At 57.9% G+C, this 16,875-nt stretch carries 14 protein-coding genes and 1 pseudogene; all 15 read left to right on the top strand.

Features of this window, described 5'->3' with window-relative positions; all coding sequences use genetic code 11:
- Nucleotides 1-95: 95 nt before the first annotated feature.
- The 15 genes and pseudogenes from ACVWWD_RS28385 to ACVWWD_RS28315 all read left to right on the top strand — a co-directional run bounded on the left by ACVWWD_RS28385 (nt 96) and on the right by ACVWWD_RS28315 (nt 16,220).
- Nucleotides 96-1,463 (top strand): aspartate aminotransferase family protein, encoded by a 1,368-nt coding sequence (locus ACVWWD_RS28385; RefSeq protein WP_457103578.1) that lies wholly within the window; start codon nt 96-98, stop codon nt 1,461-1,463.
- Nucleotides 1,464-1,491: 28 nt separating this feature from the next.
- A complete protein-coding gene (locus ACVWWD_RS28380) occupies nt 1,492-2,181 on the top strand; it encodes a GntR family transcriptional regulator (RefSeq protein WP_457103577.1) in 690 nt (229 codons plus the stop codon).
- Entirely contained in the window at nt 2,178-3,209 is a 1,032-nt protein-coding gene (locus ACVWWD_RS28375) for an aldo/keto reductase (protein WP_457103576.1), read from the top strand. The genes ACVWWD_RS28380 and ACVWWD_RS28375 overlap by 4 nt, the downstream gene beginning before the upstream one ends.
- Before the next feature lie 3 nt (nt 3,210-3,212).
- Nucleotides 3,213-4,103 (top strand): NAD(P)-dependent oxidoreductase, encoded by an 891-nt coding sequence (locus ACVWWD_RS28370; RefSeq protein ID WP_457103575.1) that lies wholly within the window; start codon nt 3,213-3,215, stop codon nt 4,101-4,103.
- 264 nt (nt 4,104-4,367) lie between these two features.
- The gene (locus ACVWWD_RS28365; RefSeq protein ID WP_457103574.1) at nt 4,368-5,372 is read left to right on the top strand and encodes a BMP family lipoprotein; all 1,005 of its coding nucleotides are present in this window, start codon (nt 4,368-4,370) and stop codon (nt 5,370-5,372) included.
- 175 nt (nt 5,373-5,547) lie between these two features.
- Nucleotides 5,548-6,558: a BMP family lipoprotein gene (locus tag ACVWWD_RS28360; RefSeq protein WP_457103573.1), complete on the top strand. Its 1,011-nt coding sequence runs from the start codon at nt 5,548-5,550 to the stop codon at nt 6,556-6,558.
- A 16-nt stretch (nt 6,559-6,574) separates the two neighbouring features.
- The gene (locus tag ACVWWD_RS28355; RefSeq protein ID WP_457103572.1) at nt 6,575-8,791 is read left to right on the top strand and encodes a N,N-dimethylformamidase beta subunit family domain-containing protein; all 2,217 of its coding nucleotides are present in this window, start codon (nt 6,575-6,577) and stop codon (nt 8,789-8,791) included.
- Entirely contained in the window at nt 8,785-10,377 is a 1,593-nt protein-coding gene (locus ACVWWD_RS28350) for an ABC transporter ATP-binding protein (RefSeq protein ID WP_457103571.1), read from the top strand. Before ACVWWD_RS28355 ends, ACVWWD_RS28350 begins: the two co-directional genes overlap by 7 nt.
- A complete protein-coding gene (locus ACVWWD_RS28345; protein WP_457103570.1) occupies nt 10,377-11,489 on the top strand; it encodes an ABC transporter permease in 1,113 nt (370 codons plus the stop codon). Before ACVWWD_RS28350 ends, ACVWWD_RS28345 begins: the two co-directional genes overlap by 1 nt.
- On the top strand, nt 11,489-12,457 hold the full coding sequence (locus ACVWWD_RS28340) for an ABC transporter permease (protein WP_457103569.1): 969 nt from the start codon (nt 11,489-11,491) through the stop codon (nt 12,455-12,457). Before ACVWWD_RS28345 ends, ACVWWD_RS28340 begins: the two co-directional genes overlap by 1 nt.
- Before the next feature lie 73 nt (nt 12,458-12,530).
- Nucleotides 12,531-13,490 (top strand): nucleoside hydrolase, encoded by a 960-nt coding sequence (locus ACVWWD_RS28335; RefSeq protein ID WP_457103568.1) that lies wholly within the window; start codon nt 12,531-12,533, stop codon nt 13,488-13,490.
- Nucleotides 13,491-13,619: 129 nt separating this feature from the next.
- Nucleotides 13,620-14,099: pseudogene (locus ACVWWD_RS28330) on the top strand (DUF4269 domain-containing protein); the annotation flags it as partial.
- Nucleotides 14,083-14,424, top strand: coding sequence for a hypothetical protein (locus ACVWWD_RS28325; protein ID WP_457103567.1), 342 nt, complete (start codon nt 14,083-14,085; stop codon nt 14,422-14,424). The pseudogene ACVWWD_RS28330 and the gene ACVWWD_RS28325, both read left to right, overlap by 17 nt.
- Before the next feature lie 147 nt (nt 14,425-14,571).
- Nucleotides 14,572-15,042, top strand: a complete 471-nt coding sequence (locus ACVWWD_RS28320) for a hypothetical protein (RefSeq protein ID WP_457103566.1) — start codon at nt 14,572-14,574, stop codon at nt 15,040-15,042.
- A gap of 17 nt (nt 15,043-15,059) precedes the next feature.
- Nucleotides 15,060-16,220 carry a hypothetical protein gene (locus ACVWWD_RS28315; RefSeq protein ID WP_457103565.1) on the top strand — a complete coding sequence of 387 codons (1,161 nt, stop codon included), beginning with the start codon at nt 15,060-15,062 and terminating at the stop codon, nt 16,218-16,220.
- Nucleotides 16,221-16,875 lie beyond the last annotated feature (655 nt).

Here is a 16,875-nt window from a genome sequence, read left to right as displayed (position 1 = left end):
ATCCGGCCTTTTTCGTTGCTCGAAACGCTAAACGGCACCTCGACAACGCGATCAAAGAATGTATACTTTAATACATTATGACTCAGGAAGCCAACATGAATGTAGCGGTCGAAGGCCTGGTGGGATCCTTGAAACAGTCGGCAGGTCGGCACGAACACAGAAACAGCGTCCTCGTCGAGGCGGTCGAGCGGGCGATGCAGTTGTACGCATCAAAGAACCAAGGCAGCAGGAAACTTTTCGAGCGTGCACAAAAATCGATGCCGGGTGGGAACACCCGGAGCGCGCTGCATTTCGATCCATTCCCCCTTTATGTCAGCGATAGCGCCGGTGCGTACATTCGCGACATCGATGGTCACCGATACCTCGATGTTCTCGGGGAATTCACCGCCGGAATTTACGGTCATGCAGATGACCGCATTCAGAGGGCTGTGATTTCAGCCTCGGAACGCGGCGTATCCAATGGTGCTCCAGGCGCGGCGGAGATCGAGCTCGCAGAACTAGTCTGTGCCCGGTTTCCCGGGATAGAAACTGTTCGGTTCTGCAATTCCGGAACAGAGGCAAATCTATACGCGCTAACCCTAGCAAGAATCGCAACTGGCCGTCGGAAGCTGCTGTGTTTTTCGGGCGCCTATCATGGCGGCGTCTTTGTCTTCGGCGGTGGCGGTAGCACAATGAATGTCCCGTTCGACTGGACCGTGTGCCGTTACAATGACGATAAAGGGGTCACAGAAACGATCAATAGGTTGGGGTCGGATTTGGCGGCAATAATCATTGAGCCGATGATGAGCAATGGCGGCTGCATAGCGGCAAGGGCTGAGTTCCTGCGGATGCTCCGCGAGCGATGCACTGCCGTTGGAGCGCTGCTGATTTTCGACGAGGTGGTGACGTCCAGAATGGGCCCAGGTGGACTGCAGCAGTTTCACGGGGTCCTCCCCGATATTACAACTCTGGGAAAGTACCTTGGCGCCGGTTTTTCCTTCGGCGCTTTTGGTGGCCGTGCTCAAATAATGGATCTGATGAATCCCATGCGGTCCGACGCACTTCCTCATGCCGGTACGTTCAACAATAACGTGTACTCGATGTCGGTCGGTGCGGTAGGCTTGAAGGACGTATTTACGACGGAGCAATCCCAGAGGCTTTTTGATGAAGGGGAAAAATTGCGAGACCGGCTAAACAAAACCGCCAAGGCTATATCGCCTGCGGTTCAATTCACTGGCTGTGGCTCCGTGATGAACATCCATTTCGTCCGCGGCGACATCAGCTGCCCCGAGGACGTTGCACACGAATCGAAGGATCTCATGAAGCTGTTTCACTTCGATCTCCTCGATGCGGGTGTTTACGCGGCACGCAGGGGGCAAATCAATCTCAGCTTGCCAATGACGCAGCAAGACCACGATACGATAGTCACAGCGGTGGCCGGATTCCTGCAGCGGCGAAAGCCGCTGATTGACGCGACAATTTGATTTCCACAGCACCAATTCTGGGTGGGCCATGACATTCGAACCGCAATTCAAGCATCGCAATCTTCCCGATCAGGTAGCGGAACATATCGTTGTTTTGCTGGCGAATGGCGATTTGCAACCCGGACAGCGGTTGTTCGAGAAAGATATTTGTCAGCTCCTGGGCGTCAGTCGAATCCCGGTTCGCGAGGCCCTTCGAATTCTCCAGACGCAGGGCGTCGTCACGACGGAACCCAATCGTGGGACCTTCATCACTGAGTTCGGATCGGATGAGACATCGGAGATGCTTGAGGTGCGCCTAAGCGTCGAGCGGATCGCACTTCGGCGCTTGCTGAAACAGGTTGCTGCCCGGCCTGAAGTCATCAGCGAGCTGCAGGATTCGATCGACGAAATGCGTCGGGCGGCCAAGCTGTCCGACCAGCTTGCATACTGCCGCGCTGACCTGGGATTCCACAGCCGGATGGTAGAGCTTTCGCAAAGCCCGGTACTCAAGCCGATCTGGGATTCGCTCGCTCGTGGTGTCCTGGTTTTTCTCATGCAAGAGAGGAATGTCGCCTTCGACTACGAAGCATCGATCCGCGACCACGAACTGCTTGTCGAGATGATCCGCGACCGGAAGCGAGGCGCCCTTGATCAGGAGATCGAGCGCCACATCATGGGATATCTAAAACAGCATCGTGAAGTGCAGTCGGAAGCGCAGAAGGCGGCGAAGGCCCAATGACCGCTTCGTCGAGAAAGCTGGGACGCAGCGGCGTCTTGCTATCGCCCGTTGGTTTGGGTGGGGTTCCACTTGGCGAAATCTATGCCCATGTAGACGAGACTGTTGCGCAGGAGACGATGTCGGCGGCATGGGACGCAGGCATCCGCTACTACGACACGTCGCCCTGGTATGGGCGCGGATTGAGCGAACTGCGCTTCGGCACCCTGCTGCGGCAAAAGCCGCGCGGCGAATTCGTGCTGTCGACGAAAGTTGGTCGCACGTTTCACCGGCCGAGCGATCCGGCATCTTTCAAGGGCGAATTCTGGGCTGGCGGTCTGCCTTTCGAGCACCGGTTCGACTACACCTATGAAGGGATCATGCGTTCTTATGACCAGAGCCTGATGCGGCTGGGGCTGAACACGATCGATCTTCTGCTTATCCATGATCTTGACGTCGCCGAAATCGGATCCGAAGACCTCGTGAAACATCACTTCAGGGATTTGGAGCGATCCGGATGGCGCGCCCTGGAAGCACTTCGCCGTTCGGGCGAGATTTCGGCCATTGGGGCTGGCGTCAACATCCTTGGCACAATCCCGGAATTTCTCCGACGCTTCGACCTCAACTTTTTCCTGGTGGCGATGCCTTACACGCTCCTCGATCAGAATGTGCTCAACGAAGAATTTCCACTTTGCCGAGAGCGAGGTGTTGGGATCATCGTAGGCTCTCCTTACGCGTCCGGAATCCTAGCTACGGGCACGACGACCACCAATCCCTATTACAACTACCTGCCCGCAACCCCGGCTATTCTTGAAAAAACAAAGCGGATAGAGGCGGTCTGCCTCCGACACGACGTTCCACTCAAAGCAGCCGCATTCCAGTTCCCGCTCCGCCATCCAATTGTTGCCAGCGTCGTGTCGGGGGCCGGAACGCCGACCCAGGCAACAGAGAACGCGCGCTTGCTGGACGTCAGCATCCCGCAGGATTTCTGGCAAGAATTGATGTCTCTCGGCCTCTTGCACCCCGACAGTCCCCTAGCCAAGGCGGCGTAGGCGATGGCCAGCGACACTCTAAGACCGCCCGCGCATGTCGCCTTTCTCGGCTTGGGCAAGATGGGCGTTCCGATGGCCAATGCGATCGCGAAGGCAGGGTTTCGCGTTTGCGCATGGACAAGATCCAATCGAAGACCGGGCGCCCTCGCAGCAGCTGTGGAATTCCTTGCTTCGCCGCTCGCAGCGGTCGAGGGTGCCACCGCCGTTGTTGCAATGCTTGCTGATGGCGCTGCCACGAATGACGTGCTTTTCGGTGTGGGCGTCGCCGACAGGCTGCGGCCGGGGACGATCATCGTTGATATGGGGACTTCCGGACCCGAACTGGCCAGCGAGCATCGCCAAAGGTTTGCGATGCGTGGCTGCGCTTATCTGGACGCTCCGGTTTCTGGCGGCGTTGCCGGGGCCCTGAACGCCACTCTCACCATCTTTGCTGGAGGCGAGGCCCAAGACTTCGAACGGGTGAAGTCGATCCTGGAAGCAATGGGAACGCCGCATCGCCTTGGTCCGGTAGGTGCCGGGCAAACTGCAAAACTGGCCAACCAGATCATCGTGGCGGTTACGATCGCGGCACTGGCCGAAGGATTGACGTTCGCCGAAACGCACGGCCTCGACGCCGCCAGTTTGCTCGCGGCGCTCAAGGGAGGTTTTGCCGACAGCGCAGTGTTGCGTCTGCACGGTCCGCGTATGGCTGCGCGCGATTTCTCGGCAGGCGGGACGATGCGACTCCATCTGAAGGATCTTCGTTTGGCCAAGGGCAGGTCCTCCGAGACGTTCTGTCATTTGTGGCATGCAAACAAGGCCCTCGACGTGTTCGAGGCTTTGGTTGCACAGGGCCTGGGCGAGACCGATCACAGCGGCTATGTCCTGGCGTACGCGGCGCCCGGTCATCCGTGACGATTACCTTAGCCAATCACGAGTTGGGCCGCGAATTGCGGCGGTTGCGCCCGAGCCTGCAGCAAATCTGGCATTTGGCGCGCCGATCATCGGCAGCTCATGATCACAGCCACATCCAGCGTATTTTTCTGATCGACCTGTAGCGCATGCATGAGCGCCAATTACGATCTACCCTCTTGATTTGTTAGAAAGTATACATTATGACAAACGCAGCGATGACGATCGCAGCAAAAAACGGCCAACAAAGAGACCGGGGAACAGATTATGAGAAGCAAGCTTTATGCACTGACGTGTGCTGCTGCGACGGCGCTCGGATCGACCATGACCTTCGCAGCCGACATCAAGCCGGCCCTCCTTTACGACCTTGGAGGCAAGTACGATCACTCTTTCAACGAAAGCGCGTTCAACGGCGCGGAGAAATTCAAGAAGGAGAAGGGCATTTCCTTCTCGGAATTCGAACCGAGCAACGACGCCCAGCGCGAGCAAGCCTTGCGGACGTTTGCCCAACGAGGGGCTGATCCCATCGTTACGGTCGGCTTCACCTGGGCGCTGGCCCTGGAGAAGATCGCTCCTCAATATCCAAAGACCCGTTTCGTCACCATCGACAACACCGTCGACCTACCGAACGTGAAATCCATCGAATTCCGTTACAACGAACTCGCGTACCTGGTCGGAGCGTTGGCCGGCATCAAAACCAAGACCGGTACTGTCGGCTTCGTTGGCGGCATGGATATCCCACTTATTCGTGACTACGAGTGCGGCTACGAGATCGGTGCCCGTCACACCAATCCAAAAGTTACTGTCCTGCAGAACATGACGGGCACCACCCCCGCGGCATGGACCGATCCGGCGCGCGGCCGCGAGTTGGCGCTGGGGCAGTTCGATCGAGGCGCCGACATCATTTTCGGGGCAGCGGGCGGTACCACGATGGGCATTCTGCAGGCGGCCGCCGACGCCAACAAGCTCGCGATCGGAGTCGACGCCAATCAAAACGGCATCCATCCCGGCCACGTGCTGACATCTGCGATGTCGGCGACGGACGTTGCTGTTTACACGGCGTTCTCTGATGCCGCCGATGGAACCTGGAAGGCTGGGGCCACAAGTCTTGGCGTCAAGGAGGGCGGTGTTAACTGGGTTATCGACGATAACAATCGCCCGCTTCTGACCGATGAAGACATCGCAAAGGTCGACGCTGTCAAAGCTGACATCGTCAGCGGAAAGGTCAAGGTGCCTGAATACGCCGAGACCAACTCGTGTCCTGCCGGCTGACACAATTGGCGTGCCGGAAAATGGCGCCGTGCCGCGGGTTTCGTGGCCCTGGTCATCTCCAGGCCTGAGCACCTGATCGCCGCCGCTCTCCACCCGTCGGGAACCGAACCTGCATTCGTGAAATCGCTCGTCACCAGGGGGTTCTCGAGCGGCCACCTTCGATAGGAGAATCGAAATGTCCTGCCGGTTTTCTTCATTTTTCGGCGCCGCTGTCCTGGCACTGGGGTTGACGACCTCTGCCGTTGCTTCCGACATCAAGCCTGCGCTGCTCTACGATCTCGGCGGCAAGTTCGACCGCTCCTTCAACGAGAACGCCTTTAACGGCGCTGAAAAATTCAAGAAGGAGAGGGGGGTATCCTTTCTGGAATTCGAGCCGAACAATGATGCTCAGCGCGAACAGGCATTAAGGACGTTCGCGCAACGGGGCGCCGATCCCATTGTAACCGTCGGCTTCGCGTGGGCGCTCACCTTGGAAAAGATCGCCCCCCAGTATCCAAAGACGAGATTTGTGCTCATCGACAGCAAGGTGAATCTCCCAAACGTGCAATCGATCGAATTTGCCTACAACGAAGGTGCTTTCATCGTTGGAGCGCTCGCTGGGCTCAAGACCAAAACAGGGTCGATCGGCTTTGTCGGCGGAATGGATATCCCGATCATCCGTAGCTTCGAATGTGGGTACGAGACTGGTGCCCGGCACACCCGTCCCGACGTCAAGGTCATTCAGAACATGACTGGGACGACGCCGTCAGCTTGGACGGATCCCGCCCGCGGTCGCGAACTAGCTCTAGGTCAATATGATCGAGGCGCGGATGTCGTCTTTGCGGCTGCTGGGGGCACCACGATGGGAGTTCTCCAGGCCGCCGCCGACGCCGACAAATTGGCGATCGGCGTGGGAACGAACCAAAACGGCGTGCATCCGGGCCATGTCCTGACCTCGGCAACGGCTGGAATCGACGTTGCCGTTTACCGTACTCTCTCTGATGCATCGGACGGAAATTGGAAGGCGGGAGTGCTGCGGCTCGGCGTCAAGGAAGGCGGCGTTGGCTGGTATCTCGATGAAAACAATCGCCCACTTTTGACTGATGATGACATCGCCAAGGTCAAGGCAATCGAGGCCGACATCGCAAGCGGCAAAATCAAGGTGCCCGAGTACATCGAGACTAACTCCTGCCCCAAAGAGCGATGACGGGTTGATAAGGCAGATGCTGCAGATCACGGGATATACGGATCAATGGGTGGTTTCACCCGGGGAGAAGGTTTGTGTCAGGGTCTCGTCGCGCCATCGATCGTTTTACGCGCGGCTTGTCCGCCACCTCGGAGCGATTGAAACACCCCTTCACTGGTCGTCAAAAACATTGGAAATCGCCGAGGCGCGAAGTGGGCCATATCCGGCTGTCGAGCGGTCGCTGAAACTCGGTTCTTCCTTCACGAGCGAAGTCAATCATCAGTTGAACGAAGCCGCGTTGGTTCTGGTATTCGATGTTTTCCCGACTTGCTTCGGCATGGATGGCGGAACCGTCGTTACGATCGGCTTCGAGAAGTGGCACCTGAGTGTGCGTCATGATCCATCGGGCGCGCTTTTCGTAGCCGCCGGAAATCCGGACACCCAGGAGATCACGAGATTTGATGGCCTCAAACTTCATCTCCTACGATGGCAGAGAATAGCTGTCCGGTTGGGTCCGTCCGATGGAGTGCTTGATGTCTTCATTGACGGCTCGTCAACGCAGTCCGAGACCGTTCGACTAGGCGGCGCTCCTCACAGCACGGCGCTGACAGGGTTTGCACTCGCCGGCCGGGATACAGCGGACGGGATACGCGGCGACTTTGACGGCAAGATCGCATCCCCTTCATTGTTCCGCACGGTGCGCCCACTTGCGCATGTCTTGAATTCTCCAGAAACTTCGGAGCGCATCGCGCGCTGGAATTTCGGATCGTTCGAACAGGGACCATTCCGAACGCCGGACGAATGGGGCAATTGTCAACCTGGGCACCTTCTCAATGGCCCGACCCGCGCGGTCACGTCATCTTCCTGGAATGGGAGAAACAATGACTTCCGCGAATACGGCTCGCAATACGATGCCGTCCGGTTTCACCGTGACGACCTTGGCGATGCTGGATGGCCAGTTGATTTCGAACTGAGTGTCCCAGCAGGTGCTGCGGGCGCCTGCTCGATCGTCCTCTCTGCTTCCGAGGACGTCGACTGGACGGATCGCGCCAGCTTTGACGCGGTGCCTCTGTTTGTGCGGCCGCCATCGGCATCGAGTTCGCGCGTCGCGCTGGTTCTACCAACGTTCTCGTATCGAGCCTACACCAACAACACCTATGCGGAAGAGGCCGATCCAAAGGTGTTTCAGCGGAAGAAGACGACGGGTTCGAAGCCGCTGTACGACTATGCGATCGATCACGGGCTGAAATCACTCTACAGCCTGCACAGCGACGGATCTGGTGTGTGCCTGGCGTCACTGAAACGGCCACAGGTCACCACCAAGGCCGACTTCGATTCCCAATTGCAAGGTTTCCCGCATCAATTCTCCGCCGACCTTGCGATCGTTGGATGGCTTCACGACCTGGAGATCGACTTCGACATTCTCACCGATGAGATGTTGCATGCCGGCGGACATTCCGTTCTCGCTCCGTACGATGTGATTTTGACAGGTTCCCATCCCGAATACGCCAGCGCATCGCTGCTTGATGCCTACGAGGATTTCGCCGGGGCGGGTGGGTCTATCATGTATCTGGGCGGCAACGGCTTTTACTGGTCGATTGGGCTGAATGCAGACGTGCCCGAACTGATCGAGGTGCGCAGGGCCGAAGGCGGGCGAACCTGGTCGGCAGGTCAAGGCGAACGACGTCAGCAGCTTGATGGTCGTGAGGGTGGTATCTGGCGAGGACTGGGCCGCGCGCCAAACAGGCTCTTCGGCATCGGCTACTGCGCACACGGTTTTTCAGGCGACGGGACCTACAAGGCGGAAACGTCACTGAGGCCCGAAAATCTGCCGCGACATCTGGCGGCAGCATTTCGGAAGATCGGAGATGGCGCGTTCGGCGTCGCTGGTCTGGAACTCGACCGATACGCTCCGGAACTCGGCTCGCCTGCCGACGCGACCATTCTCGCGCGTGCCGAAAGCATGCCCCCCGGCTATGTGCCAACCGTCGAGGAGCTTGCCGGCCTCGATGTCCTGATCGTTGATCCAGGCGCCACACTGCATGCCATGGTCAGGGGAGACATAGTGCTTTTTCGGCATGCCGGCGGCGGCCAGATTTTTTCCGTCGGCTCCATCCGCTGGACGAACGGTCTTCTCGATCCAAATGACGAAATGCAAGTTGCATCGGTGACCGAGGCCGCCTTGCGCGACCTGCTAGCCGATGCAGCGTTCAGACGTGGAACGGTTTCGGCCGAAGGGTGGGCGGCATGCTGATCACAAAGCCAGAGGCAATCGTGCAGGAAGTGCCGCCCGCCATCGAGTTCATCGGGCTGACCAAGAAGTTCGGGGCGCTTCTCGCCAACGACAACGTCAGTTTCGCGATTCGCGGGGGAACGATCCACGGCATCGTTGGTGAGAATGGAGCCGGAAAATCGACGCTCATGAGCGCGCTCTTCGGTCTGTACAAACCGGACGCCGGCGAGATCAGGCTCAACGGAAAGCAGGTCTCGATCAAAAGTCCTTCGGCTGCGATCGCACGCGGCGTTGGCATGGTTCATCAGCATTTCATGCTCGTAGACCGCCTCACGGCGCTGCAAAACGTGATCGTCGGCTCCGAGGGCCGGTTCTGGCTTGGCGCGAAGATTAGCGCCTGCCGTGAGAAGGTGACTGCCATCCAGCAACGGTATGGCCTCGCGTTCCCGCTCGACGCGACGATCCGATCCCTCCCTGTCGGCGTCCAGCAACGTGTCGAGATCGTTAAATCGCTGTATAGGGGCGCCGAAATCCTGATCCTCGATGAGCCCACCAGTGTGCTAACGCCCGACGAAGCCAAAGGGCTGTTCCACGTCTTTCGCAGCCTCGCCGCTGAGGGCAAGACAATCATCCTGATCACCCACAAACTCCAGGAAGTCCTGGAGGTGACGGACAATGTGACGGTGCTCAGGCAGGGGCGCTGTATTGTCACCACACCGACAAATTCGGTTACCCGCGCGTCCCTCGCGGAGATGATGGTTGGGAGAAAAGTCGGGCGCATTTCGGATGCCAGGGCGCCCGCGACCGGCGAGGTAAAGATCAACGTTCGGGATTTGGCGTTCCGTGATCCGTCAGGAACGGCGAGGGTCTCCGGCCTCTCGTTCGACGTTCATGGTGGAGAGATCCTTGGAATTGCGGGTGTTTCCGGAAACGGCCAGACCGAATTGCTTTCGATGCTTGCAGGGCTCGTGAGCCCATCGGACGGCAGTATCCAACTCGGCCCTCTTGTAGTTACGCGAGACCAACCGGCGTCTCCGATCAAAGTGCGGGCCAGTGGTATCGCCCATGTGCCAGAGGATCGATTGCGCCACGGCCTCGTGCCGAAATGGAGCGCACTGGAAAACAGCGTCCTTGGACTGCAGCGGTCCGGAAAGGTCGCCGGGCTGGGTAACTGGATCGTGCGATCAAAGGTCGCCGAATGGTGTCGCGAGTTGATGATCGCACACGATGTCCGGCCTCCCGATCCGCATCGGCCGATCCGTGTCTTTTCCGGCGGCAATCAGCAGAAGCTGGTGATCGGCAGGGAACTGGCGCTCGATCCCGAGATCATTCTGGTCGGCCAGCCGACGCGTGGCGTGGACATCGGTGCCATCGAGAGCATCCACCGCAAGCTTCTGGCAGAGCGGCAGGCCGGCAAGGCCATTCTACTTGTTTCCGTCGAACTCGAAGAGGTGATGGATCTTTCGGATCGCATCTTGGTCATGTTCGAAGGCCGCTCGATGGGTGAACTGCTGCGCGATGAATTCGATGAACGAGTGATCGGCCTCATGATGGCCGGCTCGCAGCGCGACAGCGCTATCGAGCAGATAGGCGGAGGAAAAGGCTGATGCGTCGCATGTCAACGGTCGTCGGCGGCGTCCTGGCCGCTTTCATAAACATCTTCATCGCGGTCGCGCTTGGCGGCATCCTGATTCTGGCCGTAGGCGAAGATCCGATTGCTGCGCTGGATGTCGTGCTTCAGGGCGCCTTCGGGAGCCTGGACGGACTAAGCTATACTTTGCACTATGCCACGAACTTCATCTTCGCCGGCTTGGCTGTAGCAATCGCGGCGCAAGCCAATCAGTTCAATATCGGCGGCGAGGGACAGGCCTATCTCGGCGGGCTCGGCGTAACGCTGCTGTGCTTCGCGATGCCAGGCTTTCCCTGGTATGTCGCCTTGCCCTTCGCGATCATCGCGGCGATGGCTTTTGGCGCCATCTGGGTCGCTGTTCCCGCCTATATGGTCGCGCGGCGCGGCAGCCATCTCGTCATCACGACGATCATGTTCAACTTCCTGGCGTCCCTGTTGATGATCTGCCTGATCGTCAATCAATTCCGCGAGGCCGGTTCCATGATACCCGCGAGTGCTGCAATCTCGCCTTCCCTCGAACTGCTTCGCTTCGATCAGATCCTTGCTGTGGTGGGAGTTCAGGTCCCTGAGTCTCCTCTCAACGTCACCATTCTTGTGGCGCTGGTTTGCTGCGTTCTCGTGACCTATCTGGTCTGGCACACGCGGTGGGGGTACGAATTGCGAGCGGTCGGGGCGAATTCCGAAGCTGCGGCGTTCGCGGGAATTCCGGTCAATCGCGTGATCATCCAGGCGATATGCATCTCTGGCGGGCTTGCCGGACTGATCGGCGTCAACGAGATCATGGGGGCACAGCATCGCCTGTTGCTCGACTTTGCCTTTGGCTACGGATTCACCGGCATCGCGGTCGCCCTAATCGGCGCCAACCATCCAGCAGGCATCATTCCGGCTTCGATCCTGTTTGGCGCGCTCTATCAGGGAGGCGCCTCGCTTTCATTCCTCTTTCCATCGGTCTCAAGGGACGTCGTGATTGTCCTCCAGGGTCTGGTGATCCTGTTTGCCGGCGGGCTCGTGCATGTGCTGCGTCCGCTCGCCACAAACATGGTCGAGGCCGTGATGGCCCGGATGGGCATCGCCGGGGAGCGCGTTTGATGGACTACCTCGCCGTGCTGCTGATCACCGCCTCCGCGCTTCGGCTTGCCGTCCCAGTTGTGCTTGCCGCCATTGCCGGCCTGTACGCCGAAACATCCGGGCTGATCGATATCGGGATGGAAGGCAAAATGCTGGTGGGGGCCTTTGCCGCGGGTTCATTCGCCTCGTTGTCCGGAGATCCGTGGATTGGATTGGTTGGCGCGATGGCCGTGGCAATCGTCATTGCCATGGCGCAAGGCTTCGCCTCCATAACGCTGCGCGGCAATCAGCTCGTGATTGGATTGGCCATCAACATCATAGCGAGCGGTCTGACCGTGTTCCTCGGGATCGCCTGGTACCAGAGGGGAGGCCAGACGCCGCCGCTTGAGGATGCCGCTAGGTTTCCTGCCCTGAAATTCCCCTTTGCCGAGAGCATGGCTCACGTTCCGGTGCTGGGGCCTCTGTACAATGTTGTGCTGAGTGGCCACACGATCCTCGGCTACATCGCCTTCGCGACGGTGCTTGCGACGTGGTTCATCCTGTATCGCAGCAGCTACGGGCTGCGGTTGCGAGCTTGTGGAGACAAACCGGAAGCCGTCGACACGGCGGGCGTTTCGGTCATCGGCCTTCGTTACTCGGCGCTGATCATCAACGGCGCGCTTTGTGGTGCGGCTGGTGCTTATCTTGCGATCGTCCAGGGCGGCGCCTTCTATCGGGACATGACCGCCGGGCAGGGGTTCATGGCGCTCGCGGCATTGATCTTCGGCAACTGGCGTCCGGGCAGGGTGCTTGCCGCGTGCCTTCTGTTTGCTTTCGCCGACGCAATCCAGGGGCGGCTTCAAGGTTCCGTCCTCGCTGGGTTCGAAGTCCCGACGCAATTGATCCAGGCGCTGCCCTATTTGCTGACGATCCTCTTGCTCGCCGGCGTTGTCGGCCGGGCGGAAGGGCCCGCAGCGGCTGGAAGGCCCTACGTCAAAGGCGAACGCTGATCGAACATGGCCGCCACAGGTCTGCCGGACACGGTTTTCGTGGAATCTCATGAATGCGTAAAAAGGAAATACTATGAAGACGAAAGTAATTGTCGATACCGACACGGGCGTGGATGACGCGATGGGGTGCGCGCTCGCGCTCAGATCGCCCGAGCTGGACGTTGTGGCCTTCACGTCTATCTTCGGAAACGTCAGCGTTGAGCTGACTACTGAGAACACTGCTTACTTAATGGAGGTTTTCGATCGGACAGACATTCCGCTTGCCAAAGGCGCTGGCCGCGGGCTGGTCGGCAGCCCAAACTACTCGCCGTTCGTTCATGGCGACGATGGCGTTGGGAATGCGGGCTTCGAAAAGGCTAGGAAGGTCAAGCCTGTCAAAGCGTCCGCGGCGGAACTGACGGTTGAACTTGCACGCGCCAATCCAGGCGAGATCACCTACATCGCTCTCGGGCCGCTTACCAATCTTGCCCTGGCGCTGGCGATCGATCCTGAACTTCCGACCTACATCAAGAAAGTCGTCTGGATGGGAGGAGCGGTGTATGTGCCCGGCAACGTCACGCCGGTGGCAGAAGCAGACGCGTGGCATGATCCTGAAAGCGCTCAGATGGTGCTGCAGCAATCCGGATGGCAGGTCGAAATGGTTGGCCTCGACGTGACGGACGACACGCTGCTCGAGGAAAACGATCTCGAAAGACTGAAGGCTGGCAGCGTGCAGGGCCGCTACTTGGCGGCGATGATGCCGTTCTATATGGACTTCTATTCAAAAAAGCTTGGTCGCTATGCATGCGCTGCTCACTCGGCTTTGACCGTAGCCGTCGTTGCCGACCCAACCATCATCACGGCCGTGGAAAAGCTTCCGGTTCAAGTCGAGCTCAGGGGTTCGTTTACCCGCGGGATGACCGTTGCTGACCGTCGGACGAATGGGGCCAATGGAGGAGATCGACAGTGGACCGAAACGCCTCTGACAAACGTCCTTCGTGACGTCGACCGCGAACGTTTCCGCGAAATGTTCCTGAGCCGCGTAGAGGTTTAGGGCGCTCAGTATTTGCGTCGCCAGGCGGTCTTAGGATGAGTGTCGTTCCGGAACCCTCCGATGGATCTCGGCCAAACTACGTGGATGCCGTGATAGGTGCCCGCGTAGCCGAACGTCTTCGATTGGCGCGTCGTTGGTACTCCGCCGCTTGGCATAGCGTTGGCTAGCAGCGACATCGACATTGTCTGCCACACGCCCAGTTACGAGCGGTTCGCTGATATTCTTTGGCGATCGTTCACCGAGTGTGTCGACTTCTCGTTGAGGCAATGAACCTCGGATCGACATCAAATGGTCTGTGATTTCGTGTTCGACGGTTGGGCTTTTCAGATTTTCGGCGATCAACGAATCGTAGCGGAACAGTCGGCCTGGCGGCATTTTGTTGTTGAAAAACGTCTGCTTGCAATGGGCGGAGCATCCCTGCGGCAACGCGTTCTGGATGGTGGCGACGACTTGGGAAGTAGAGGTAAAGCGCCTCGAGCGGGGAAAACCATGCGGGCAGGACCCTTGACAGCTTACCAGCCGCGAGGAGGTCGCGCACGCTCGCAACGTTGGTGGCCTTCCAGGCCCCTTACCCTGAGGTGGAAAGCATCCGGTGCTGGACATCGATGACGCCTTTGCAGGTGACAATGTCGTCGTCGAAGCGGTCGATTTCGAGCGCAACGCAATCGCAACGGCGATGCCGTTTGCGATCGGCACCGCGCAGACGCAGGCCGCCGCCGGACGGGCCGAAACCGCGGCAAAAGCCGAACGCCTGCTATCGGAGGTCGCGAAAGTCATTGTCCTTGAGCTCGGTGTACGGCGTTTGCTTATGGCTGGAGGCTATAGCGCTGGGCTTCCGTCGGTTGGCGAAGCAACGACACCGTGTCGGTGCGACGCGTCCTTGAGGAAAGCTATGCAAGGACGCTGCTGGTTTCGCGATGTGGAAGCGTCTTGATGGTCAAAACAGAGTCAGTCCCAACGCACCCATCAATTTCTAGCACTTGACTTATACTGGAGAACTGCAACTCTTCATTTTCCGCAAGTTGGATCCTTCGTCTCCGCTTGGCCGAGGCTATGTTTATGCACCAAGGGGAGCAGACCGGTGGAACCAATTACGGGAATCGCATTGAGTTTGGCGCTGGGCGCAGCCACGATTGCCGGAAAAGAAGTGGTCAATGGTCTTGTCAAAGATGCGTATACGGCACTGAAAGGCCTCCTTACCTCTCGCTATCCGAGCGTTTCGGTGGACCACCTCGAGAAAGCTCCGGAGTCAAATGCTCGGCGCGCCAGCGTTGAGGAGGATTTGACCGCAGCGAAAGCCGACGACGATGTCGAATTGGTAGCTGCCGCGCGAAAACTCATCGAAATGATCCAACAACACGCGCCGGACGCTGCAGCAGCGGTTGGCGTGGACCTCGCAGACATATCGGCTGCTAACCTGCGCCTGGAGAATATCGCGGCCTCGGGGACGGGTATTAAGGTCAATCGCGGGACGCTCTCCGGCGACATCGAAATAAAGAATGTTCGTGCCGGGGTCTCTCAGAATCGTCCGCGAAAGGCAGATAAATCCTGAACCGCAAGGTCGGTTTAATGTCATACAATGTCGCTGGAATTGTATTCAACAATGTCAATGCTCAAAACATAAATATATCCGGTGTCACCGTTAACGGCGCCTCGGCTCAGGAAATCGCGGAGCTAATACTTAGTCGTGACAAGAGTATAAACGTCAGAAACAACGCTGCTCTAGATGAGTACAGATCAATCTATGGCTTAGTTGTATGCTACGTAGATGAGTTTCGCGGCAAGACATCAATTGTCGATAACGTTGATGGTATAGAAACTATATTTGAGTTTCTGGATGGGTATACGACCTTCTTAAAGCGCGACAATTCCACGAGTCCTCTTGAGTTGATTGAGGCGATGACTACGTTGGCTATGTTGCGTCGCCTGTATGGACAATACCTGCAGTTGCGCTACGCAGCTGAAAGCAGAGTGGCTCTTCCTTGTACGCTCCAGTTTCACAGGGTGGAGTTTGCTGTCAAGAAAGTAGATCATGAGCAGTTCTCCATAGCCGAGACAATAACAAGGGAAGCCTTGCGGCTGTGCGAAGATCGGTTAGGCGCCGCTCATCAACAAAATATTATCGTACGCAACGAGATTGGTTTGATTCACAGAGATAGAGGAGAATACAAGCAGGCATTCCGCGAGTTCAACGGGAATTTATCTAGCCTAGGGAATAATCAACCGAGCAACAAAAGAGCATTCTTGGAGGCCTACTTCAACATGGCTATGGTGCTTCGCGATCGATCTTGGCATGCCGGCTCTGCCTATTTTCTGTGGTCTGCTAGCGTTTTCGCGGAATCGGCCGGTGAAGACGTGGCGTTCGTCAAAAGTGTTCTTTGTCGGCAGGTAAAATATGCGCTTGTCTATCTTTTATTGCAGGCCTCAATTTTCGCTGCCTGCTTTGTTAGTATTGATATCTCTGGAGGTGGCGCGATGCGGCTTTCCATGTTCGTCGCGATGCTTCTTTTTTTGATGGGTGTTTTGTATATAGTATTTGATCGTTTCATATTGATACCGCTCGCGATTTGGTTTGAAGGCGCGGTGACTGCGGCCTATTGGCCGAAAAGAGGTCCTTCGGACGTTCTCTCTGATCTCGCGATCAAGATCACGCGGTCGCGGAATGCGCAGATTAACCAGGGCCACCTTGCCGGCGGTATCAGCCTCCCCCCTTCCATGTCTGGACCCTGACTTGTCCGTCCATGACTTTCGATCTCTCCGTACATGCTCCGACGGCCTCGTGAACGCGACGATCGAAACGTGCCTCACTGTAGCAGCGCTGATCAGATGGCTGACGTCGACTCGATCTATGTTGGCAACTGGTTAGTGCGGCCTCAAAGACATCCATGCTGAACCATCGCGCACGTCAGCGTTCGTACCACGCAGATATTCCCGTAACGCGCTCTTGCAACCCTGCGCCAGCAGCGCGAAAGGCAACAAGTGGCAGTTTTGCGGTGGCGCGGTTTCTTGGGATGAAGTCGCGCTATGATGTCAAGGCGGCTGATGCTCCGTTCCGGCCGCCTTTGCCTCAGTGTTCGGCGACGAAAGGTCGAGCGCCAGCACGCGCGCTTCGCCGGGCTGTTATTCGAAATGCTTGACCATGTCCTCGAACAGACCCGGCTCGGGCTGGCCCACGGCCGCCTCGCCACCTGTCAGAAACTGGGATTGGGTAGCGTCTCAGCCCGCGAGCGCGGCCGCGGACCGCCAACGCGAGGGTGTCGCGGCGTCGATCGCTCTTCCTATCAACTCTAAAAAGCTCAAAGATAACTTTCTTTGTATCCAAATTGATTTGCATTGCAAATTCATGTGACCGCGTGTCTAAATCCATGGCAATATAACATTCGGG

It is taken from the genome of Mesorhizobium sp. URHB0026, from assembly GCF_054059755.1.
The sequence above is the reverse complement of the archived record's forward strand: the minus strand, read 5'-3'. Positions and strand labels throughout refer to the sequence as shown.

Excerpts from the sequence above, each read along its gene's own strand:
- ACVWWD_RS28365 (WP_457103574.1), top strand. The coding sequence starts at position 4,368 with ATGAGAAGCAAGCTTTATGCACTGACGTGTGCTGCTGCGACGGCGCTC.
- ACVWWD_RS28345 (WP_457103570.1), top strand. The coding sequence starts at position 10,377 with ATGCGTCGCATGTCAACGGTCGTCGGCGGCGTCCTGGCCGCTTTCATA.
- ACVWWD_RS28385 (WP_457103578.1), top strand. The coding sequence starts at position 96 with ATGAATGTAGCGGTCGAAGGCCTGGTGGGATCCTTGAAACAGTCGGCA.
- ACVWWD_RS28355 (WP_457103572.1), top strand. The coding sequence starts at position 6,575 with ATGCTGCAGATCACGGGATATACGGATCAATGGGTGGTTTCACCCGGG.
- ACVWWD_RS28375 (WP_457103576.1), top strand. The coding sequence starts at position 2,178 with ATGACCGCTTCGTCGAGAAAGCTGGGACGCAGCGGCGTCTTGCTATCG.
- ACVWWD_RS28380 (WP_457103577.1), top strand. The coding sequence starts at position 1,492 with ATGACATTCGAACCGCAATTCAAGCATCGCAATCTTCCCGATCAGGTA.
- ACVWWD_RS28350 (WP_457103571.1), top strand. The coding sequence starts at position 8,785 with ATGCTGATCACAAAGCCAGAGGCAATCGTGCAGGAAGTGCCGCCCGCC.
- ACVWWD_RS28315 (WP_457103565.1), top strand. The coding sequence starts at position 15,060 with ATGTCATACAATGTCGCTGGAATTGTATTCAACAATGTCAATGCTCAA.
- ACVWWD_RS28370 (WP_457103575.1), top strand. The coding sequence starts at position 3,213 with ATGGCCAGCGACACTCTAAGACCGCCCGCGCATGTCGCCTTTCTCGGC.
- ACVWWD_RS28335 (WP_457103568.1), top strand. The coding sequence starts at position 12,531 with ATGAAGACGAAAGTAATTGTCGATACCGACACGGGCGTGGATGACGCG.
- ACVWWD_RS28360 (WP_457103573.1), top strand. The coding sequence starts at position 5,548 with ATGTCCTGCCGGTTTTCTTCATTTTTCGGCGCCGCTGTCCTGGCACTG.
- ACVWWD_RS28340 (WP_457103569.1), top strand. The coding sequence starts at position 11,489 with ATGGACTACCTCGCCGTGCTGCTGATCACCGCCTCCGCGCTTCGGCTT.